Below are 19,044 nucleotides of genomic sequence, written 5' to 3'. Positions count from 1 at the left end.
GCCCCATGAACGACATGGTCCTGCAGAAGCTCGAAAGCGGGCTGCTCACCATCACCATGAATCGCCCGGAGCGGAAGAACGCGCTCAATCCGGAGATGGTGGTCGGGCTGGTCGAGGCGGCGCGCCGCGCGGCCGACGATCCTGAGGTGCGCGCCGTGCTGTTCAAGGGCGCCGGCGGCTCGTTCTGCGTCGGCGGCGACGTCAAGTCGATGGCGGCGGGTCGCGCGCCGCTGCCGTTCGAGCAGAAGCTTGCGAACCTGCGTCGCGGCATGGAGGTCTCGCGCATCCTGCACCAGATGCCCAAGCCCGTGGTGGCGCAGCTCGACGGCGCCGCGGCCGGCGCCGGCCTGTCGATGGCGTTGTCCTGCGACCTGCGCATCGCAGCGGAATCCTGCAAGATCACCACGGCCTTCGCCAAGGTCGGCTTCTCCGGCGATTACGGCGGCACCTATTTCCTCACCCAGCTGCTCGGCAGCGCGCGGGCGCGCGAGCTCTATCTGATGTCGCCGGTGCTCACGGCGAGGGAAGCCCACGCCATCGGCATGGTGACCAAGGTGGTGCCGGATGCCGAGATCGACGCCGCCGCGCACGAGCTCGCGCTGTCGCTGGCGCAAGGGCCGTCGATCGCGCTCGGCTTCATCAAGCGCAACATCAACAATGCCGAGCATCTGGCGCTGGAGGATTGCTTCGACGGCGAGGCCATCCACCACACCCGCTGCGGCGACACCGAGGACCACAAGGAGGCCGCCAAGGCCTTCGTCGAGAAGCGCAAGCCGACCTTCAAGGGCGCGTGACCATGGCGCCCTATATGCGGCTACGGCAGATCTGCCTCGTCGCGCCGCAGCTCGCGCCCGTCGTCTCCGACATCGCGGAGATCATGGGCCTTGCCGTCTGCTACCGCGACGGCAATGTAGCGAAATACGGCCTGGAGAATGCACTGCTCCCGGTCGACACGATCCTGCTGGAGGTGGTCGCGCCCTTCAAGGACGGCACCACGGCCGGCCGCTTCATCGAGAAGACCGGCGGTCGCGGCGGCTATATGGCGATCTTCTGCTGCAACGATCCCGACGAGCGCGGACGCCATGCGAACGCGATGGGCGTGCGCACCGCCAACGTCATCGACCACGCGCCCTATCACGGCGTGCAGCTCCATCCCCGCGATTGCCGCGCCGCCTTCATCGAGTTCAATCACACCGAAGGCAGCGACGATATTCTGGGCGCGTATCCGCCGGCGGGACCGGACTGGCAGAACTTCATCCGCAAGGACGTGACGCAGGCGCTGACGGCCGTGGAGATGCAGAGTCCGGACCCGCAAGGGCTGGCGGAGCATTGGGGCAAGATCATCGGAATTGCGGCTGATGGCGCCGCGCTGAAGCTACCCAACGCCACCTTCCGCTTCGTGAAGGGCGCCAGCGAGATCATGAGCGCGCTGGAGTTTCGGGTAACTGACGCGTCGCGCGTGCTGCATGCCGCGCGAGCGAAGGGGCATGCGGTGGCGGGGAATGAGTTCTTGCTCGGCGGCGTGACGTTTCGGCTAACGGCTTGAGCTCTTGCCGCAAGTACCGCTGTCGTCCCGGACAAGCGCGCCCCGAGGCGCGCGCCGATCCGGGACCCATAACCACAGGGCGAGGTTATGACGCGGGATGATAACTTCGAGACTTCGTCAAACTTCTCCCTGTGGTTATGGATCCCCGCCTTCGCGGGGATGACAGGGGAGGTTGCGGCGATGTCAAGGTGATACGGCGAGATCGCGCCGCAATCACCTTCCCCTAAAATTCGCCGCGCGCCGCTCTTCCGTCGCCTTCACGCCTTCCCTAAAATCCTCCGTCGCGCGCAGGCGGGTCTGCTCGGCGAGCTCGTGGTTGGTCGCCGCCATGGCGCGGTCGGCGAGCCCGTTGCGCATCGTGGCCCGGGTGGAGAGGAGGCCGAGCGGGGAGCATTCTGCGATCTCGCCGGCGAGCTTCATGGCGGCCGCCTTGACCTGGTCCTGCGGCACCAGCTCGTTGGCGAGGCCCCATTTGTAGGCCTCCTCGCCGGTGACGCGGCGGCTGGTGTAGAACATCAGCTCGGCGTTGTTCTTGCCGATCAGCTCGGGCAGCGTCACGGTCAGGCCGAAGCCGGGATGAAAGCCGAGCTTGGTGAAATTCGCGGAGAAGCGCGCCTCGGGGCAGGTGACGCGGAAATCGGCGGAGACCGCGAGGCCGAGGCCGCCGCCGATGGCGGCGCCCTGCACGGCGGCGACGATCGGCTTCTTGGCGCGGAAGATGCGCACGGCCTGGATGTAGAGATGGTTGATCGCGCCGAGGCTGTCGGCGGGGTCGCCCTTCTTGTCGGCTTCGCGCGCTTCCTGCGCCTGCCGCGCCGGATCCTGGAAATTGGCGCCGGCGCAGAAGGCCTTGCCCTGTGCCGACAGCACCGAGGCGCGGATCTCGATGTCGCGGTCGAACTCGTCGAGCGCGTCCGCGATCTGGTTGATCAGCGAAATGTCGAAGAAGTTCAGCGGCGGGCGGCGGATCTCGATGGTGCCGACATGTCCGATTTTCTCGACGCCGATGTCTGTGTAGGTGCTCATTATTTGCCTCCCGTAACTCGATATATCCGTAGCGAAGAACCACCTCTCCCAGGGGGAGAGGTCGGCGCGTAGCGCCGGGTGAGGGGTTGCAATCCCTCGGTGAAGCCCAGCCCCTCCCCAGATTTGCTGGCGCAAATCGACCTCTCCCTATGGGAGAGGTGATCGGAGCGAGCCGCGATAGCGTCGTCCATGCGTGTTAGCGCAAGCCAAGGCCGCGGGCGATGATGCCGCGCAGCACCTCCGTGGTGCCGCCCTGGATGGTGAGTTTCGGTGCGGTCTTGATCGCGAAGTCGAGTTGCCGCTCCAGCGTCTCGCGGTTGGTCGCGGTCTCCTCGACGAAGGCGGCGAGATCGCGGACGCGGTGCGGGAGCTGCTGCTCCCAGACCGTGCCGATGTCCTTGACGATGGACGCCTCGACCACCGGCTCCTTGCCGGCCTCGAGCATGCCGGCCACCGAGACCGACATCCGCCGCATGGTGTGGAGTTGCGCCACCAGCCGCCCGATGCCCTCGGCGCTGCGCGTGTCCGGATTGGGGCCGACCGCGCGCACCAGCTCGGTCAGCACATAATAGGTTTCGAGGAAACGCTCGGGGCCCGAACGCTCATAGGCGAGCTCGCTGGTCGCCTGCTTCCAGGCGCCGTCGACCTCGCCGAGCACGTGGTCGTCGGGCACGAAGAAGTCGGTGAAGACGACCTCGTTGAACTCGTGCTGCCCGGTGATCTGGCCAATCGGGTTCACCTTGATGCCCGGCTGCTTCATCTTGACCAGGAACTGGGTCAGGCCGTGACGGCGGTTTTCCTTGGTCGGCGGCGAGGTCCGGAAGATCGCGATCATGTAATCGGCGATATGCGCCGAGGAGGTCCAGATCTTGGTGCCGTTGATGAGATAGCCGCCGTCGGTCTTGGTCGCGCGCGTCTTCGCCGCGAACAGGTCGGAGCCGGAGTTCGGCTCGCTCATGCCGATGGCAAAGCAGATCTCGCCGCGGCAGATCCGCGGCAGGATCTCCATCTTGATATGCTCGGGCGCATATTTCAGCAGCACCGGACCGCTCTGGCGGTCGGCGACGAAGAAGCGCCGCGTCGGCGCGTTGGCAACGCGCATCTCCTCGGTCACGACGTAACGCTCGAGGAAGGAGCGCTCCTGGCCGCCATATTTCTTCGGCCATGTCATCCCGAGCCAACCCTTGGCGCCGACCCGGCGGGAAAATTCCGGCGCGTCGGTATCCTCACGGTTGGGCTTGTGCGGGTCGAAGGTACCGGCGGCGATCTCCTCGGCGAGGAAGGCGCGCACTTCCTTGCGCAATTGCTCGCACTTTTCGGGCAGTCGGATCGGATCGAAACGAAGCGCAGCGGTCATGTGTTTCTCTCCCTGATCAGCGCGACGCCACCAGCGGCCACAATTCGTCGGCGCCGCGGCTCGCCACCAACTTGCCGAGCTCGACGGCCCAATGGCTCTCCGAGCCGAAATCGTCGCGCCAGGCCAGCGCCCGCAGCGAATAGCGGTGCAGGATGTGCTCGATGGTGAAGCCGATCGCGCCGTGCACCTGATGCGCGATGGCGCCGCCCTTCTCCGCGGCTTCCGCGCAGCGGATCTTGGCGGAGGCCGCTTCGAGATAGACCTCGTCGTTGAACGTCCTGGCATTCGCGATGGCGTCGGCCGCGGACGTTGCCGCCGCAAGCGCCGCTGCGGATTCGCCGGCGAGGCGGGCAAGATTGTGCTGCACGGCCTGGAATTTCGAGATCTTCTTTTCGAAGGCGACACGCTCGTTGGAATAGCGCACGGAGATGTCCAGCATCGATTCCAGTGCGCCCGCGATCTGCAGGCTGCGCGCGACGCCGCCCATCAGCATCAGATGGGTCTGGTCAACGCCATCAGGCGCGGGCTTGAGCGTGACGGGCTGGACCTTGTCGAGCGTCACGGTATCGCTGTGGTCGTAGCCGACATTGAGGCCCGGCTCGATGCGCGCCTTGCCGGCGTCGACCAGCGCGATCGCGACACCATCCTTGCCATGATCCTTGCCGTGCGCCAGCACCGCGAAATGCTTCGCCGCCTTCGCAAAAGGCACGCCGCGGGCGCGGCCGGAGAGCGAACCGTCGGCATCGAGGCTGATGCGGTCCTTCGGCGAGGCCGGCAGCACCGTCATCTCGCCCTCGGGGGAAGCAATCTTCGCCTGCGCCAACAGCCAGCCCGCCAGCATGGTCTCGGCCAGGGGAACCGCGACGGCGAAACGGCCGGCGGCGTTCAACAGCGCAAAACCGTCGGCGAGGCTCGCGCCGGAGCCGCCGAGCTCATCGGGCACCCAGGACAATGGCAGGCCGGCCTCGCTCAGCGCATGCCATAGCGGCGCCTGCCACGCACCCTTCTTGTCGTTGTTGATGGTTTGCGGATCGGCAAGATCGGCGAAGATCTTCTCCGCGGTCTCGACGACGATGTTGTCACTCTCCGCCACAGCGTTCCCCGTGTTTTGCCGTTGGCGCCTCCCGGGGCGCGCAGGTCTTCTTGCGCCCGATGATCCGAAAAAGCCATGGCCCTGACAAGCGTTGATCGCAGGCCAACCTGCGGCGCGGGCATGGGCGCAAGGATCGAGGGGAAGCTAATTCCGCTTAGCGGAGTTTGCTCGATTTGCAGGGCGCCGCAAACTCGCTAAACAGGGCGCGAACGATCAGAGCCACGGGGAAGGAAATCAGGATGGCCAAGGACAATCTGTGCGCAATCGTGACGGGGTCTGCTTCCGGGCTCGGCGCGGCGACGGCCGAGATTCTCGCGCGCAGCGGGGCGCGGCTCGTCATCAACTATTCGTCGAGCCAGAAGGAGGCCGAGGTCACCGCGGACGTCTGCCGCAAGGCCGGCGCGGCGGAGGTGCTGGTTGCGCAGGGCGACGTTTCGAAGGACGAGGATTGCCGCAAGATCGTCGCGGCCGCCAGCGGCTGGGGCCGGCTCGACATCCTCGTCAACAATGCCGGCACCACCAAGCATGTCGCTCACGCCGATCTCGACGGATTGTCGGCTGAAGATTTCCAGCGGGTCTATGGCGTCAACACCATCGGCCCGTTCCAGATGGTACGCGCCGCGCGCAGCCTGCTCGAGGCCGGCGCGAAAGCCTCGGGGCGGCCCTCCGCCGTGGTCAACGTGTCCTCGGTGGCCGGCATCAGCGGCGTCGGCTCGTCGATCGCCTATGCCGCGAGCAAGGGCGCGCTCAACACCATGACGCTGTCGCTGTCGCGCGCGCTGGCGCCGCTGATCCGCGTCAACACGGTGTGCCCCGGCTATATCGATACGCCCTGGTTCACCAAGGGCCGCGGCGAGGCCGGCGCCAAGCAGGTGCGCGACAGCGTGGTGGCGAAGGTGCCGCTGAAGGTCGCTTCAAGCGCCGAGGACATCGCGCAACTGGTCTGCTTCCTGGCGATGCCGGCGTCCAGCAACATGACCGGCGAGGTCGTGCGCATGGATGCGGGGATGCATTTGGTGACGTGATTGGGTGTCTTGTCGCAGTGACGTTCCACTGCTGCGGCAAATACAGGTGTCGTCCCCGCCTAGTGCGCAATTGCGCACGGGGGGCGGGGACCCATAACCACAGGGGTGGTTGTTGCGTGAAGCTGGTCACTCCGAGCCTTCGCCAAATTCCGGCCTGTGGTTATGGATCCCGGATCTGCGCGCGCTTAGGGCGCGCTTGTCCGGGACGACGGCGGAATTTGAGGCGCGAGACTCACGCTACACGACCAAGCGTCACCCCTTGATCACGCCGCTCGCCACCAGCCGATTCCAGATGAACAGCACCACCACCGCGCCGATGGTTGCGGTGATGAAGCCGGCACCCTGGTCGGGGCTGTAATGGCCGATCGCCTGGCCGATCCAGGTGGCCAGAAACGCGCCGGCGATGCCGAGGATGGTGGTGAGGATGAAGCCGCTCGGATTGTTCGGCCCCGGCGCCAGCCAGCGCGCGATGAGGCCGGCAATGAAGCCGACGACGATGATCCACAACAGGCCGCCCATGCTCATGAAGTGCTCCCCTTCCCGAAAGCGCGTCGATCGAGGTCTGATTAGATCCTGCCCGAGAGCTCGTCCTCGGTCGGCAGCCGTCCGTCCGGCGTCAGATGGTCGACCACCTGCGGCAGATATTGGCTGAGGCCGTTGAGCAGATCCTCGCGCGGCAGGCCGCTTTGGGCGGACAGGCTGTCGATCTGGTCGGCGCCGAGCGCGCTGGCGAGATCGCCTGGCGCGATCGGCTTGTTCTCGCCCTTGCCGACCCAGGACTTCGCGGCGTCGCCATGGCCGCCCTGCTGCAACTGGTTGAGAAGGTCGCCGAGGCCGCCGCTGAGCACGGTGCCGGCGGCGCCGCCTGCGAGCAGGCCGCCGAGACCGCCTTTGAGCAGGCCTCCGAGACCGCCAAGACCGCCGTTATCAAGACCGCCGCTGTCGGCGGTGTTCGTGTTGACCGGCGGGGGCGCCGGCGTCGGCGACGGCTGCGGTGCCGTACCGGACTGGTTCGCGGTCATGTGCTTGAACGCCTTCCAGGCCAGCAGGCCGAGCAGCGCCATGGTCATCGGCGACATGCCGCCGGAGGATTTCTCGGTGCTCGTCGTAGAGGGGCCGCGCGGGCCGTTCTGCATGCCGTTGAGGACGTCGAGTAGACCCATGGTGCTCTCCTTTGGCGTCTCGTTCGGCGAGCGCTCGCCGCTGACTGCCCCGGGGCGAAAACATATGGGGCCGTCATGACCGTTACAAGTCGGCGGCGACGCGATTGGTTGTCGGCCCCGCCTCTGCTATCGAGAGCAGGACGTTCAGGGAGCAGGCTCAGTGGTTGCGGATCGACCGATCGTGGTGGCCGGCGCCGGCGCCATCGGCTGTTTCGTCGGCGGCATGCTGGCGGTCGGCGGCCGCCGTGTCGCGCTCTTGGTGCGGCCGCGGGTGAAGACCGAGATCGAGCGGTTCGGCCTGCATCTGACCGATTTCGACGGCTCCAAGAAAAAGCTCAGCGCAGGCCAGCTCGCGCTGTCGGAGAATCTTGCGATCTTCCACAATGCCGGCATCGTGCTGGTCACCGTGAAGAGCGCCGACACCGCCGCAATCGCGGATCAGATCGCGCAGCATGCGCCCGAGGATGCCGTCATCGTCTCGCTCCAGAACGGTATCGGCAATGTCGCGGTGCTGCGCGAACGTCTCGGCGGCCGCCGCGTGCTCGCCGGGATGGTGCCCTTCAACGTGATCGCGATGGGCGAGGGCCGTTTCCACCGCTCGACCTCAGGCGACATCCATATCGGAGAGGACGCCGCGAACACGGCCGCTGCGCTCTCGGTGCCTGGCCTCGCCGTGCGCGCAAGCGCTGACATCACCGGCGTGCAATGGGGCAAGCTGATCATCAATCTGAACAACGCGCTCAGCGCGCTCTCCGACATGCCGCTCGCCGCGCAATTGGCCAATCGCGACTGGCGCAGGCTGTTCGCCGACCAGATGGCGGAGGGACTTGCCGCGCTGAAGGCCGCCGGCATCGCGCCGGTGTCCTCGACGCCGATCCCGATGAGTTGGTCTCCGACCTTGCTGCGGCTGCCGGATGCGATCTTCAGCGCGATCCTGGGGCGGACCATGAAGATCGATCCCGAGGCGCGCTCCTCGATGTGGCAGGACCTGAAACAGGGCCGCAAGACCGAGATCGACTATCTCCAGGGCGCCGTGATCGCGCTCGCCGAGCAAAACCATGTCGAGGTGCCGCTGATGCGCCGTATTGTTGCGCTGATCAGGGAGGCCGAGGCGGCCGGCAACGGACCGCCGCGCCTGACGCCGCAGCAGATCCGCGGCGGGACTTGAGCACGAGGAGAAGTGTGATGAAGCGTTGCTCGATGATGGGACTGGCGCTGTTGATGCTCTGCGGCTCCTCGACGCTCGTCCATGCAAGGCCACCGACAGTCCAGAACTCTCCCGGCTATGACAGGCGGTTGCAGGAAAGCAGATCGCAGTTGGGCAGTTCGCCGACGACGGTAGCGCCAGTGGATGCGCCGGTGGTCAAACCAAAGCAGCGCAAGAAGAAGCGCACGAACTAAGCGCGCCCCTCTCGTAGGGTGGGCAAAGCGAAGCGTGCCCACGTATTCTTGCGACCGAGAGAGATGGTGGGCACGGCGCTGCGCGCCTTTGCCGACCCTACAAGTCTGCGGCTTCAGCTCTTCTTCGCAGGCTTGCTCGGGGTCGGGCTGAACAGCTTCTTCAGGTCGTTCAAGCTTTCCGACAGCCGCGGCCACTCGCAAGAGAATGAGCCCTTGGCGCAGGGCGCGCCCTTGCGCTGGCCGACGGTCTGCTGCACCTTCGGCCGCTCCACCGGCACCGGCACGCGCGCGACCTCGGTTCTCAATGCGACCTGCTGGATCTGCCGCGCCTGTTGCTCCTGCTGCTCGCGTTGCTGACGCGCGGTCGCTTGCGCCGCCTCGTTGTTGCGGCGCTCCCTGGCGAGATAGGCGGTGTAGGCTTCGTCGATCTTCTTCTGCTCCTCCGGCGTCGGATTGGGGCCGGCGATGTCGAAGGTGCGATCCTGCAGGAAGTCGTAATAGGAATAGCCGCCGCCCGGCTTGCGGCGGCCGGCGAATTTGGCGTTGCAATCGGCGAGCGCGGATGTCTTCTCGGCCTTGGTCGCAGCCTTCTCGGCGGCGTCGGCGCATTCCTCGAAATCGACTGGCGCGCGCTTCCACCATTGGGCCTGGGCATGCGGCAGCGTCAGCAGAAAAAATCCTGCCATGGCTACGGGAAACAGCGCCGCACGACGCAATGCGATCACGGACGACATTCTACGAGAGCATTCCCTGCAAAACTCAACCCAAACTGAGTCGAGTCGGATTTTTGCCTCTTTATCGCCGGCTTGTCACCCGTGGAACCCAGGAATTTCATGGCTGCGATGCTGACATTTTGTGCTTGACGTGGCGCAGGAGTCACAGCGTCGCGCCGGCCGGCTGCTACACTTCGCTTTGCGGGCGTCTCGCCTGAGGCGACGCCAAATAACACGAACCAAGAACGCGAAATGGAAACGCCCGATGCTGCTACCCCTGTCCGACGTGCCGCGCTGGCACGCTGAACGCAAGCCACATGGCACGATCGCCGTCCGTCACGGGCAGGACACGCTGACATGGGACGCGCTCGAGCGCGGCGCCAACCGGCGCGCGCGGGCGTTTGCGGCCAAGGGCGTCAAGCCCGGCGATTTCGTCGCGATCGGCTTGCCCAACGGCAATGCGTTCTTCGAGACCTCGTTCGCGGTGTGGAAGTGCGGGGCAACGCCGACCTCGCTGTCGTGGCGGCTGCCGCGCGGCGAAGCGGCCGCGGTGCTCGACATCCTCAAGCCCGCGCTGGTGGTCGGCGGCGAAGCCGACTGGAACGCGCCGAACCGTTTGCCGGGGGATTTCGTGCCGGAGGGATTTTCGGACGAGCCGCTCAATCCCCCGGTGGCACGCTACTGGAAGGCGATGACCTCGGGCGGCTCGACCGGGCGGCCAAAAGTGATCCTCGATCATCATCCGGCGGTGACCGACACCGTCGCGCCGCCGCCGCTCAACATCCCCTTCGGAGTCTCGCTGCTCAATCCCGGTCCGCTCTATCACAATGCGCCGTTCATCGTGTCGCATTACGCGCTGTTCGTCGGCGGCCAACTCACGGGACTGACCAAGTTCGACGCCGAGGAGACGCTGCGGCAGATCGAGTGCGAGCGCGTGCAATGGGTCAATTTCGTGCCGACCATGATGCATCGGATCTGGGCGCTGCCGGAGCACGTGCGCAACTCTTACGACCTGTCGAGCCTGCAGACCGTCTTCCACATGGCCGCGCCAATGCCGCCGTGGCTGAAGGAGAACTGGATCGCCTGGCTCGGACCCGAGCGGATCTGGGAGCTCTATGGCGGCACCGAGCGGCAGGGCGCCTGCATCATCTCCGGCACCGAATGGCTGACGCACAAGGGCTCGGTCGGCAAGATCGGCGACATGGCGAAGCTGCGCATCATCGGCGAAAACGGCAACGACGTCGCGCCAGGCGAGACCGGGGAGATCTATTTCCTCAACAATGACGGCAAGGACGCCACCTATCATTATCTCGGCGCCGAGCCGAAGCGTCGTGCCGACGGCTGGGAATCGCTCGGCGACATCGGCAGGCTGGATGCAGACGGCTATCTCTATCTCGGCGATCGCCTCGCCGACATGGTGCTGCGCGGCGGTGCCAACATCTATCCGGCCGAGGTCGAGGCCGCGGTCTCCGAAGCTCCCGGCGTGCGCTCCTGCGTCGTGGTCGGACTGCCCGATCCGGAATTGGGCCAGCGCGTGCATGCCATCATCGAGCCGGAGGGCGATGCGGACGGGCAGGTCATTGCGGACGGGATGGCGGATTTCCTCAAGGACCGGCTCAGCCGCTACAAGCATCCCGAGAGCTTCGAGTTCGTCAGCGTCCCGCCGCGCGACGATTCCGGAAAAGTTCGCCGCACCCTGTTGCGCGACGAGCGCGCGGCGTGGATGAAGGAAGGGCGTGCTTTCCGGATTTGGCCGATGAAGACGCGGGCGCCCGCCGAGTAAGAAGGAAGGATCAAGGGATATGACGATCACCATCGCCGCCAACAGCGTGCCGAAGCCGCCGGCCGAGATCATCGAGGGTTTTCGGGATGCGCCGACCTCGGTCATTTCAGACAATCTGGCCCGGCTGCCGGGCGCGGTCGGGCTGAAACCCTATCATCGCGGGGCTAAGCTGGTGGGCACGGCCTTCACCGTGCGCACCCGTCCGGGCGACAATCTCGCCATCCATCGTGCGCTCGAGCTGGTCGGTCCCGGCGACGTCATCGTGGTCGATGGCGGCGGCGACGAGACGCGGGCGCTGGTCGGCGAGATCATGAAGAACATCGCGCAATGGCGAAAGGCCGAAGGCTATGTGATCGACGGCGCCATCCGTGACGTCGCCGCGTTCGCGGCCGACGATTTTCCTTGCTACGCCCGTGCCGTGATCCATCGCGGTCCCTACAAGAGCGGGCCGGGCGAGATCAACGTGCCTGTGTCGATCGGCGGCAGCGTGATTGCGCCCGGCGACATCGTGGTCGGCGACGAGGACGGCGTGGTGTCGTTTCCCGCCGCGGGGGCCGCGGCGCTGCTGCAAGCCGTGCGGACCCAGGTCGCGCGCGAGGAGGAGACCCTGAAGGCGATCCGCGAGGGCCGCTACAAGGGCTCTTACGGCAAGTCCTGATCGAACGAGAATGAAGGAGAGGATGGCGTGAGCCAGAAGGACGAATTCCACAACATCGACGATCCCAGCGACGGCCTCTTCCGCGAGCTCGCTGCCGGCGTGACCACGCGCATCTTCTCCGGCGAGCAGGCGATGCTGTCGGTGGTGACGCTGGCGCCGCATGCGCAGGGCACGCTGCACCATCATCCCGAGGAGCAATGGGGCGTGCTGCTGGACGGCTCCGCCATCCGCGTCCAGGGCGATGAGGAAATTCCGGTGAAGAAGGGCGATTTCTGGCGCACGCCTGGCAACGTGCCGCACACCATGCGTGCCGGCCCCGATGGGGCCCGGGTGCTGGACATCTTCAGTCCGCCTCGGCCAGAATACAAGAAAGCGGGGTCGGGCTTCGGCACGAGCTGAAGCGCTTCCCGCTTTAAGCTATTTTTTTGAGCATGATCTTGTCGGAAAACCGCTGCACGCTTTTCCGGATCACGCTCCAGCGCCAAGAGCAAAAAAGCCGGGCGCTGAAATCAAAGGGAGGGGACCATGACGATCACACGACGCACGCTCCTGGCCGCGCCGGCCATTCTCGCAATGACGCCGGCGATGGCGCAAGGGAGCAAGATCACGCTGGTCGTGCCGTTCCCGCCGGGCGGCTCGACCGACGCGATGGCGCGGCTGCTGCAGAGCAGCCTGCAAACCAAGCTCAATCGCATCGTCGTGGTGGAGAACAAGTCAGGCGCGGCCGGGGCGCTGGGCGCGGCGCAAGTCGCCAAGAGCCCGGCGGACGGCTCGACCTTCCTGGTCACGTTCGATTCCCATGCGGTGATCCCGTCGATCCTCGACAAGCCGCCGCTGGATGTCGAGCGCGAGCTGATGCCGGTGCTGCTGATCGGCACCGCGCCCTACGTGATCGCGGCCGGCGCCGACCGCCCCTACAAGAGCTTTGCCGACGTCGTGGCCGCCTGCAAGGCAACGCCGGGTGCGGTGAAATACGCCTCGGTCGGCATCGGCACGCTCGGCCATCTCGCCATGACGGTGCTCGGCAGCAAGGCCGGCGTCGAGATCACGCACGTGCCCTATCGCGGCGGCGGGCCGGCGATGAACGACGTGCTCGGCGGCCATGTCGATCTCATCGCGGGATCGGCGGCGCTGGTCGCCGCCCAGCTCGGCACCAACATGCTGCGTCCGATCCTGCAGCTCGGCCGCGAGCGGCTGGCGGCCCTGCCTGACACTCAGACCGCGATCGAGGCGGGCTTTCCCGATTTCGAGACGCTGGCCTGGTGGGGCATCTTCGCGCCCACAGGCACGCCGCCCGACGTCGTCGCAGCCTTCGCGGCCGCGTCCAAGGAGATCCTGAGCCAGCCCGCGACCGCCACCCAGCTGAAGGAGACGCAGCACATGACGCTGCTGCTCCAGGACGGCGCCGCCTTCAAGACCTTCTTCGACAAGCAGGTCGCCACTTGGGGCAAGGTGGTGAAGGACAACAATATCAGGGCGTAACTGGCCGGGCCGCGGTCCTTGCGCATTGGCCGGGGCAGAGGGCTTCCGATCCCGCCGCCGCTTTGATATGTACACCAAGGCAACCCGACCGTGCGGCGGGTTCCGCGGTCCCGTAGCTCAGCCGGATAGAGCGACGGTTTCCTAAACCGTAGGTCGGAAGTTCGAGTCTTCCCGGGATCGCCATTATCTCAGATGCGTGACGTGATTGCCGGCCGATCCTGGGGCGCGGCTTGCGTCCATCTTCCCCATCCTCTGGAGTCACCGGCCTGCTCGCCCGTCGTCCCGTGCCGACGGTGGCGAGGTCAGATCATTCCGGCTGGCGGACGCGTAACGGCGGGGCTATCCTGCTCGCTCTCTGGTTGAATGGTCGAGTGTCTCGTTCCTTGTAGCAGCGTGCAGCAAGTCCTGTCCGCGGGCTGCTCGCCATCTTCGCTTCGGGAAGCTCTCGCCGTGATCAAGCAAACGTCTAACCGAACCGGCGCGATCGCGCCGCGTTCATTTCTCGACGACAACAAAGAGTTCGAGCGCTGGCTGCGCTCCGAATGCAAAGTCGTCGCGCGCGACCTCGAAGAAAAGCACAAGAGGATGAAGGACGACCCGTTCGTCTTCCTTCGTGCAACCTTCTTCCGCTGGGCCAGACGTATCGAAGCGATCTGCCCGGAGTTGAAGGACGCGCCGCGCGTGCCGTCGATCGGCGACACCCATATCGAAAATTTCGGGACCTGGCGCGACGTGGAGGGGCGTCTCGTCTGGGGCGTCAACGATTTCGACGAGGCCGCGATTATGGCCTATCCCTTCGATCTGGTGCGCCTTGCGACGAGCGCGCGGCTCGCCCCGAAGGCCAAGAAGAGGAAGGCGAGGGCCATGACCCACGTCGGCAATGGCGGCGCCGCCAAGGCGATCCTCGATGGTTACAAGAAGGGTCTGACGCGGCCGCGACCCTCGCTCCTGGATGAGCAGGCGAGCTGGATGCGCGCTTACGTGGCATGTACCGACGACGAACGCCAGGAGTTCTGGGACGAGGTGGGGAAATATCCGCGGGCGAAGCCGCGCCCCCCTGTGGCTGCCGCGCTCCGCAGCAAATTGCCGCCCGATGCCTCGTTTGGCCGCTTCGCGAGGCGCGTGGCAGGTGCCGGTAGCCTGGGCCGGCCGCGTTTCGTCGCCATCGCCGAATGGCGCGGCGGCCAAGTCGTCAGGGAGGCCAAGGCGCTGGTGCCGTCAGCCTGGGATTGGGCGCATGACAAGCACGGCAAGCTGCGCTTTCTCGACCTCGCAACGGGTCCATATCGCGCGCCCGATCCGCACCTCACGCTCGAGCGCCAGAGCGGCTTCGTGATCCGGCGCCTTGCGCCCGATTCCCGCAAGATCAATCTCGGGGATCACGCGAACATGGAGGTGGAGCTCGATCTGCTCAACGTCATGGGCTTCGACATCGGCGCCATTCACGCCGCCGGAGGCGCACCGGAGAGGATCGCCGCAGACCTGAGAAAGCGCGACGATAATTGGCTCCATGCTGCCGCAAAGGCTGCTGCCGCATTCGTCGAAGGTGATTTCAGGGAGTGGCGCAGGCACGGTTGACCGGTGAATGCCGGGCTCGCTCTCGGTGATTCCCGCGCTTTGCCTGGTTGGTGCAAGATTTGCTATAGGCGATCCGATCGAGGCAGGGAGCGGCGCGCCCGCACCAGCCTTGCCACGCCCTGCCAATCCCGGAGACCCTGATGCCTTTCGACCTGATCCTGCGTGGGGGCCGCGTGATCGACCCGTCGCAGAAGCTCGACGCTGTGACCGATGTCGGCTTTGCCGGCGGCAAGGTCGCCGCCATCGGCACCGGACTCAAGGCTGATCCCGGCACGGATGTGCGCGACGTTTCGAAATACATCGTCACGCCGGGGCTGATCGATCTGCATACCCATGTCTATTGGGGCGGCACCTCGCTCGGCATCGACGCCGAGGAGTTCTGTCGCCTCTCCGGGGTCACCACCGCGGTCGACACCGGCAGCGCCGGGCCCGGCAATTTCGCCGGCTTCCGCAAGCATGTGATCGAGCCGAGCCAGGTCCGCATCCTCGCCTACCTGCACGTCTCGCATGCCGGCATCTTCGGCTTCTCGCACCGCATCATGGTCGGCGAGAGCGAGGAGCTCAGGCTGATGAACCCGATCGAGGCCGCGCAGGTGGCCGATGCCAATCGCGATCTCATCGTCGGCATCAAGGTGCGCGTCGGGCTGCATTCTTCGGGCACGTCGGGGGCAGTGCCGCTCGACATCGCGCTCGAGGTGGCGAACGAGGTCGGTATGCCCTTGATGGCGCATATCGACCATCCGCCGCCGAGCTATGAGGAGGTGCTGGCCCGCCTGCGCCCCGGCGACGTGCTGACCCACGCGTTCCGCCCGTTCCCGAACACACCGGCGACCGCGCAAGGCACGGTGAAGAAGGCGGTGCTGGAGGCGCGCGAGCGCGGCGTGCTGTTCGACATCGGCCACGGCAAGGGCTCGTTCGCGTTCAAGACCGCGCGCGCGATGCTCGCCAACGGCTTCTATCCCGACACCATCTCGTCCGACATCCATCAGCTCTGCATCGACGGCCCGGCCTTCGACCAGGTCACGACCCTGTCGAAGTTCCTGTGCATGGGCATGGCGCTGTCCGACGTGATCGCGGCCTCGACGGTGAACGCGGCGATGGCGCTGCGCCGCCCCGAGCTCGGCAGCCTCAAGCCCGGCAGCGTCGGCGATGCCACGCTTATCACAGTGAAGCAAGGCCAGTTCGACTATGAGGACGTGGTCGGCGAGCATCTGATTGGCGACCGCAAGATCGTCTCCGAGGGCGTCGTCATCGGCGGCCGCTGGTGGCATCCGAATTGAAGCATGTGAGGCGGCAGTGAGAGATATCGTTCGGGCCCCTTTCGCTCCTTCCGCCATGAGATTCATGCGAAGGCCTGCGGTATTCACCCTGCTCGTCACCATCGCCTCGTTGCTGCTCGTGCCGGATTGTTTGGCTGCATCGCAATCGCGCGATAACTGCAAAAACAGGGGCTACGACGCTGATGGAATAATCCGGGCTTGCACAGACCTTCTGCAAAAGCGGAGTTGGGACAGCTTTGTCCATCTTCACGTCCGTGCAAAAGCCTGGCTTGCAAAACAAGATTGCGAGCGGGCCTTGGCCGACGAGAATGAGTCCATGCGATTACTTCTCAATGATCCGCTCGTCGCACGCAAGAAGATGAGCGCGGAGGATCGGCAGTTCTTTCGAATGCACGGGTTCCTGGGAAAGATCGAGATCTATCTCTTTTGCTTTCTGGACTACGACAAGGCGCTCTCGGTCGTCGAAGAAGCCATGGCGGTCTATCCAAATCAGACCGACCTGTATAACCGTCGCGGCCTCATCTCAATCCAGACCAAGAATTTCGATCAGGCGTTCAGGGATCTGCAGCGAGCGATCGATCTGGCGGACAAGAAGGACGTTGCTTTCAACAACCGCGCAAGCGTCTTTAACGGTCTCGGAGATTTCGACAGCGCCATTCGCGATGCAAACAGCGCTATCTCCTTCAATCCGAAGAGCGGAGAGGCTTATGGCAACCGGGCTGTAGCCTTCAGTGGCAAGGGAGAATACGGCCGCGCCATCGAAGACATCAATACGAGACTCAAACTTGATCCGGAAGGCCAGGCGGGGCCGTTAGCTCATCGCGGCAAGTATCACTTGAAAGGCGGGGATCTGGAGTCCGCGCTCACGGATCTCACTCGGTCGATTGCATTGTTCGAGAAAAACAAGGTGGAGCCGATTATCGCACTTTGCGCGCGCGGAGACCTTTTCCGATTTCGGGGGGAGTTTTCTCGCTCACTCGAGGATTTTGATAGAGCGATCGGTTCGCGGGCCGATTTTGCTACCGCGTATACTGGTCGCGGGCTAACCTATGAGCGGATGGGCGATCTGAAGAGAGCCCGGAGTGATTTCGAAAAAGCCCTTGGATTTCCCGCGCAGCAATATGACACCAATCTCGAAGCGCAAATAACCGCGAGAGCGAGGCTTGCGGCGTTGGATTCGGGTGAAGCCCAGCCCGTCATACCCGTCACGACGGGCAAGCCTGTGGCCCCATTTGCGGTCACCACGTCGCCCCTGATTGCGCCAGTATTGACCGCTCCCCGTTTGCCGCCCGGTTCCGAGCGTCAAGGCCGCCGGGTCGCACTCGTCTTCGGTAACGCCGCCTATCAAAAAGCCGGAGTTCTTAAGAACCCCCTGAACGATTCTGAAGCCGTTGCAGCCGCTCTTCGAAACATTGGTTTCGACGAAGTGATGGTGGCGACAGATACGACGAAGGAGCGACTTACGGCGGCCCTCCAGGGGTTCGCGCGCGCTTCTGACGCTGCCGATTGGGCCGTCGTCTACTATTCGGGCCACGGCATCGAGATGGCGGGAAGAAACTATTTGCTTCCGATCGACGTTGTGCTGAGGACTGACCGAGACGTGCAGTTCGAAGCGGTGCCCGTTGATCAAGTGATGGCATCGATAGATGGCGCGCGTAAGCTGAAGCTGATCGTGCTGGACGCCTGTCGCAACAACCCATTCGCGGATACGATCAAGCGAACGGGACCGCGCGAAGCCGTGACGCTCGATGCGAGCAACGTCGGCGAGATCGGGACTCGCGCGGTTGGGCGGGGACTTGGCGAAATCAAGGTAAAGGGCGCTTCGCTCGTCGTTTTCGCGGCAAAGCATGGCCAGACTGCCCTTGACGGGGAAGGACGGAATTCGCCCTTTGCAATAGCGCTGGTTCAGCGCATTGCAACGCCTGGCGTGGAAATGAACAAGGTCTTTCGGCTCGTCCGCGACGATGTGTTGGAAGCGACCGCGGGACGGCAAGAGCCCTACACTTATGGATCACTGCCGGGCAGAGAGGACTTCTTCTTTGTCAGCAAATGATGTCGAGCACCTGATCGGGAATCGCGAGATTCGTCTCCGAAGACGTCGTTCGGGCGCTGACGGCATCGCGGCCATGGAGGTCCTGCGCGCCGATCAGTCGCGTCCCGCCTCCATGATCGCCTTGGCGAGGCGCGCCGGATCGGAGAAGCACAGTTCGTGGCTTCCCGGCACTTGCACCAGGCGGAATAGGCCGAGCTTCTCCGACAGCCGCGGATGCCAGCCATGGCTGTGCGGCAGCGCGGTATCTTCCGTGCAGTTGATGTAGGACTTGGCCAGCGGCATCTCGGCCGGATTGCTCTTGAGCGTGATCTTGTCGGTGAAGGTCGCCAGCGGATGCGGGTTGAGGACGTCGTAGGCGCGCTGCGCCGTCTCCAGATCGGCGTCGTTGATGAAGGCCTCGCGCCAGACCGGGAATGGCAACACGACCGAGCCGTCGCCGCGTTCGGCGGCGATCGCGTCAAACAGCCCGACATAATGCGGCGGCACCATGTCGTTGAGGCATTCGCCGTCGTTAGGCACGAAGGCATTCCAGTAGACCAGACGACGGATTCGATCGGGAGCAAGGTCGGCCACGCCGGTGATGATCATGCCGCCATAGGAATGGCCGAGCAGGATCACGTCCTTCAGATCGTTCTCGGCAAGGTAGTCGGCGATCGACTGGATCGCTTCCTTCAACCCTATCGTCTTAGCATCGCCCGGACGGTTGCCCTTGATGGTGGGGGTATGGACCTGATGGCCGGCCGCCCGGATCGGTGCGGCGACAGGCTCGAACTCGGCACCGGTGTGCCAGGCGCCATGGACGAGGACGTAGGTCGACATGTTGTGGCTCCTCCCGAGACTGTGATTAGATTGACGCCGCGCCGCTTGGGCCGGCAGCGGTGCCGCC

Annotated in this window: 19 protein-coding genes and 1 tRNA gene; 13 read left to right on the top strand and 7 right to left on the bottom strand. The window is 65.0% G+C overall.

The window, feature by feature from the left end; all coding sequences use genetic code 11:
• Positions 1–5: 5 nt before the first annotated feature.
• Together DCM80_RS10325 and DCM80_RS10320 are read left to right on the top strand one after the other, a co-directional pair.
• On the top strand, positions 6–794 hold the full coding sequence (locus DCM80_RS10325) for an enoyl-CoA hydratase (RefSeq protein ID WP_257196864.1): 789 nt from the start codon (positions 6–8) through the stop codon (positions 792–794).
• Between the two features lie 2 nt (positions 795–796).
• Positions 797–1,546, top strand: a complete 750-nt coding sequence (locus DCM80_RS10320) for a hypothetical protein (protein WP_257196863.1) — start codon at positions 797–799, stop codon at positions 1,544–1,546.
• Positions 1,547–1,759: 213 nt separating this feature from the next.
• On the opposite strand, the gene DCM80_RS10315 is transcribed toward DCM80_RS10320, so the two are convergent.
• From DCM80_RS10315 to DCM80_RS10305, 3 genes are all read right to left on the bottom strand, one after another.
• A complete protein-coding gene (locus DCM80_RS10315) occupies positions 1,760–2,572 on the bottom strand; it encodes an enoyl-CoA hydratase/isomerase family protein (RefSeq protein ID WP_257196862.1) in 813 nt (270 codons plus the stop codon).
• Between the two features lie 196 nt (positions 2,573–2,768).
• A complete protein-coding gene (locus DCM80_RS10310; protein ID WP_257196861.1) occupies positions 2,769–3,929 on the bottom strand; it encodes an acyl-CoA dehydrogenase family protein in 1,161 nt (386 codons plus the stop codon).
• A gap of 16 nt (positions 3,930–3,945) precedes the next feature.
• Positions 3,946–5,022, bottom strand: a complete 1,077-nt coding sequence (locus tag DCM80_RS10305) for an acyl-CoA dehydrogenase family protein (protein ID WP_257196860.1) — start codon at positions 5,020–5,022, stop codon at positions 3,946–3,948.
• A 239-nt stretch (positions 5,023–5,261) separates the two neighbouring features.
• Here DCM80_RS10305 and DCM80_RS10300 point away from each other — a divergent pair, with 239 nt between their 5' ends.
• Complete coding sequence (locus DCM80_RS10300; RefSeq protein WP_257196859.1) at positions 5,262–6,047, top strand: SDR family NAD(P)-dependent oxidoreductase; 786 nt, start codon at positions 5,262–5,264, stop codon at positions 6,045–6,047.
• 252 nt (positions 6,048–6,299) lie between these two features.
• Here DCM80_RS10300 and DCM80_RS10295 read toward each other — a convergent pair whose 3' ends face one another.
• Both DCM80_RS10295 and DCM80_RS10290 read right to left on the bottom strand, forming a co-directional pair.
• Positions 6,300–6,572, bottom strand: coding sequence for a GlsB/YeaQ/YmgE family stress response membrane protein (locus DCM80_RS10295; RefSeq protein ID WP_196235992.1), 273 nt, complete (start codon positions 6,570–6,572; stop codon positions 6,300–6,302).
• A 41-nt stretch (positions 6,573–6,613) separates the two neighbouring features.
• Positions 6,614–7,210: a YidB family protein gene (locus tag DCM80_RS10290; RefSeq protein WP_257196858.1), complete on the bottom strand. Its 597-nt coding sequence runs from the start codon at positions 7,208–7,210 to the stop codon at positions 6,614–6,616.
• A 160-nt stretch (positions 7,211–7,370) separates the two neighbouring features.
• Here DCM80_RS10290 and DCM80_RS10285 point away from each other — a divergent pair, with 160 nt between their 5' ends.
• Positions 7,371–8,378 (top strand): 2-dehydropantoate 2-reductase, encoded by a 1,008-nt coding sequence (locus DCM80_RS10285; protein WP_257196857.1) that lies wholly within the window; start codon positions 7,371–7,373, stop codon positions 8,376–8,378.
• 17 nt (positions 8,379–8,395) lie between these two features.
• Positions 8,396–8,611 (top strand): hypothetical protein, encoded by a 216-nt coding sequence (locus DCM80_RS10280; protein WP_257196856.1) that lies wholly within the window; start codon positions 8,396–8,398, stop codon positions 8,609–8,611.
• 113 nt (positions 8,612–8,724) lie between these two features.
• Here the strand turns inward: DCM80_RS10280 and DCM80_RS10275 are convergent, their stop codons facing one another.
• Positions 8,725–9,345, bottom strand: coding sequence for a hypothetical protein (locus tag DCM80_RS10275; RefSeq protein WP_257196854.1), 621 nt, complete (start codon positions 9,343–9,345; stop codon positions 8,725–8,727).
• A 244-nt stretch (positions 9,346–9,589) separates the two neighbouring features.
• Between DCM80_RS10275 and DCM80_RS10270 the strand changes: the two genes are divergently transcribed.
• From DCM80_RS10270 to DCM80_RS10235, 8 genes are all read left to right on the top strand, one after another.
• Positions 9,590–11,107 (top strand): AMP-binding protein, encoded by a 1,518-nt coding sequence (locus DCM80_RS10270; RefSeq protein WP_257196853.1) that lies wholly within the window; start codon positions 9,590–9,592, stop codon positions 11,105–11,107.
• A 19-nt stretch (positions 11,108–11,126) separates the two neighbouring features.
• A complete protein-coding gene (locus DCM80_RS10265; protein ID WP_257196852.1) occupies positions 11,127–11,765 on the top strand; it encodes an RraA family protein in 639 nt (212 codons plus the stop codon).
• A gap of 27 nt (positions 11,766–11,792) precedes the next feature.
• The gene (locus DCM80_RS10260) at positions 11,793–12,164 is read left to right on the top strand and encodes a dimethylsulfonioproprionate lyase family protein (RefSeq protein ID WP_257196851.1); all 372 of its coding nucleotides are present in this window, start codon (positions 11,793–11,795) and stop codon (positions 12,162–12,164) included.
• Between the two features lie 126 nt (positions 12,165–12,290).
• On the top strand, positions 12,291–13,247 hold the full coding sequence (locus DCM80_RS10255; RefSeq protein WP_257196850.1) for a tripartite tricarboxylate transporter substrate-binding protein: 957 nt from the start codon (positions 12,291–12,293) through the stop codon (positions 13,245–13,247).
• 106 nt (positions 13,248–13,353) lie between these two features.
• Positions 13,354–13,430 (top strand) — tRNA-Arg (locus DCM80_RS10250).
• Between the two features lie 267 nt (positions 13,431–13,697).
• Positions 13,698–14,825, top strand: a complete 1,128-nt coding sequence (locus DCM80_RS10245) for a DUF2252 domain-containing protein (protein ID WP_257196849.1) — start codon at positions 13,698–13,700, stop codon at positions 14,823–14,825.
• 140 nt (positions 14,826–14,965) lie between these two features.
• The gene (locus tag DCM80_RS10240; protein ID WP_257196848.1) at positions 14,966–16,105 is read left to right on the top strand and encodes an amidohydrolase/deacetylase family metallohydrolase; all 1,140 of its coding nucleotides are present in this window, start codon (positions 14,966–14,968) and stop codon (positions 16,103–16,105) included.
• A 64-nt stretch (positions 16,106–16,169) separates the two neighbouring features.
• Positions 16,170–18,158, top strand: a complete 1,989-nt coding sequence (locus tag DCM80_RS10235; RefSeq protein WP_257196847.1) for a caspase family protein — start codon at positions 16,170–16,172, stop codon at positions 18,156–18,158.
• A gap of 93 nt (positions 18,159–18,251) precedes the next feature.
• Here DCM80_RS10235 and DCM80_RS10230 read toward each other — a convergent pair whose 3' ends face one another.
• Positions 18,252–18,977: an alpha/beta fold hydrolase gene (locus tag DCM80_RS10230; RefSeq protein ID WP_257196846.1), complete on the bottom strand. Its 726-nt coding sequence runs from the start codon at positions 18,975–18,977 to the stop codon at positions 18,252–18,254.
• Between the last annotated feature and the right edge of the window lie 67 nt (positions 18,978–19,044).

The sequence above is a fragment of the Bradyrhizobium sp. WBOS08 genome, assembly GCF_024585125.1.
Lineage (GTDB): Bacteria > Pseudomonadota > Alphaproteobacteria > Rhizobiales > Xanthobacteraceae > Bradyrhizobium > Bradyrhizobium japonicum_B.
This window is presented reverse-complemented; position numbering and strand designations above follow the sequence as displayed.

Excerpts from the sequence above, each read along its gene's own strand:
- DCM80_RS10325 (WP_257196864.1), top strand. The coding sequence starts at position 6 with ATGAACGACATGGTCCTGCAGAAGCTCGAAAGCGGGCTGCTCACCATC.
- DCM80_RS10320 (WP_257196863.1), top strand. The coding sequence starts at position 797 with ATGGCGCCCTATATGCGGCTACGGCAGATCTGCCTCGTCGCGCCGCAG.
- DCM80_RS10315 (WP_257196862.1), bottom strand. The coding sequence starts at position 2,572 with ATGAGCACCTACACAGACATCGGCGTCGAGAAAATCGGACATGTCGGC.
- DCM80_RS10310 (WP_257196861.1), bottom strand. The coding sequence starts at position 3,929 with ATGACCGCTGCGCTTCGTTTCGATCCGATCCGACTGCCCGAAAAGTGC.
- DCM80_RS10300 (WP_257196859.1), top strand. The coding sequence starts at position 5,262 with ATGGCCAAGGACAATCTGTGCGCAATCGTGACGGGGTCTGCTTCCGGG.
- DCM80_RS10295 (WP_196235992.1), bottom strand. The coding sequence starts at position 6,572 with ATGAGCATGGGCGGCCTGTTGTGGATCATCGTCGTCGGCTTCATTGCC.
- DCM80_RS10290 (WP_257196858.1), bottom strand. The coding sequence starts at position 7,210 with ATGGGTCTACTCGACGTCCTCAACGGCATGCAGAACGGCCCGCGCGGC.
- DCM80_RS10280 (WP_257196856.1), top strand. The coding sequence starts at position 8,396 with ATGAAGCGTTGCTCGATGATGGGACTGGCGCTGTTGATGCTCTGCGGC.
- DCM80_RS10275 (WP_257196854.1), bottom strand. The coding sequence starts at position 9,345 with ATGTCGTCCGTGATCGCATTGCGTCGTGCGGCGCTGTTTCCCGTAGCC.
- DCM80_RS10270 (WP_257196853.1), top strand. The coding sequence starts at position 9,590 with ATGCTGCTACCCCTGTCCGACGTGCCGCGCTGGCACGCTGAACGCAAG.
- DCM80_RS10265 (WP_257196852.1), top strand. The coding sequence starts at position 11,127 with ATGACGATCACCATCGCCGCCAACAGCGTGCCGAAGCCGCCGGCCGAG.
- DCM80_RS10255 (WP_257196850.1), top strand. The coding sequence starts at position 12,291 with ATGACGATCACACGACGCACGCTCCTGGCCGCGCCGGCCATTCTCGCA.
- DCM80_RS10240 (WP_257196848.1), top strand. The coding sequence starts at position 14,966 with ATGCCTTTCGACCTGATCCTGCGTGGGGGCCGCGTGATCGACCCGTCG.
- DCM80_RS10235 (WP_257196847.1), top strand. The coding sequence starts at position 16,170 with ATGCGAAGGCCTGCGGTATTCACCCTGCTCGTCACCATCGCCTCGTTG.
- DCM80_RS10230 (WP_257196846.1), bottom strand. The coding sequence starts at position 18,977 with ATGTCGACCTACGTCCTCGTCCATGGCGCCTGGCACACCGGTGCCGAG.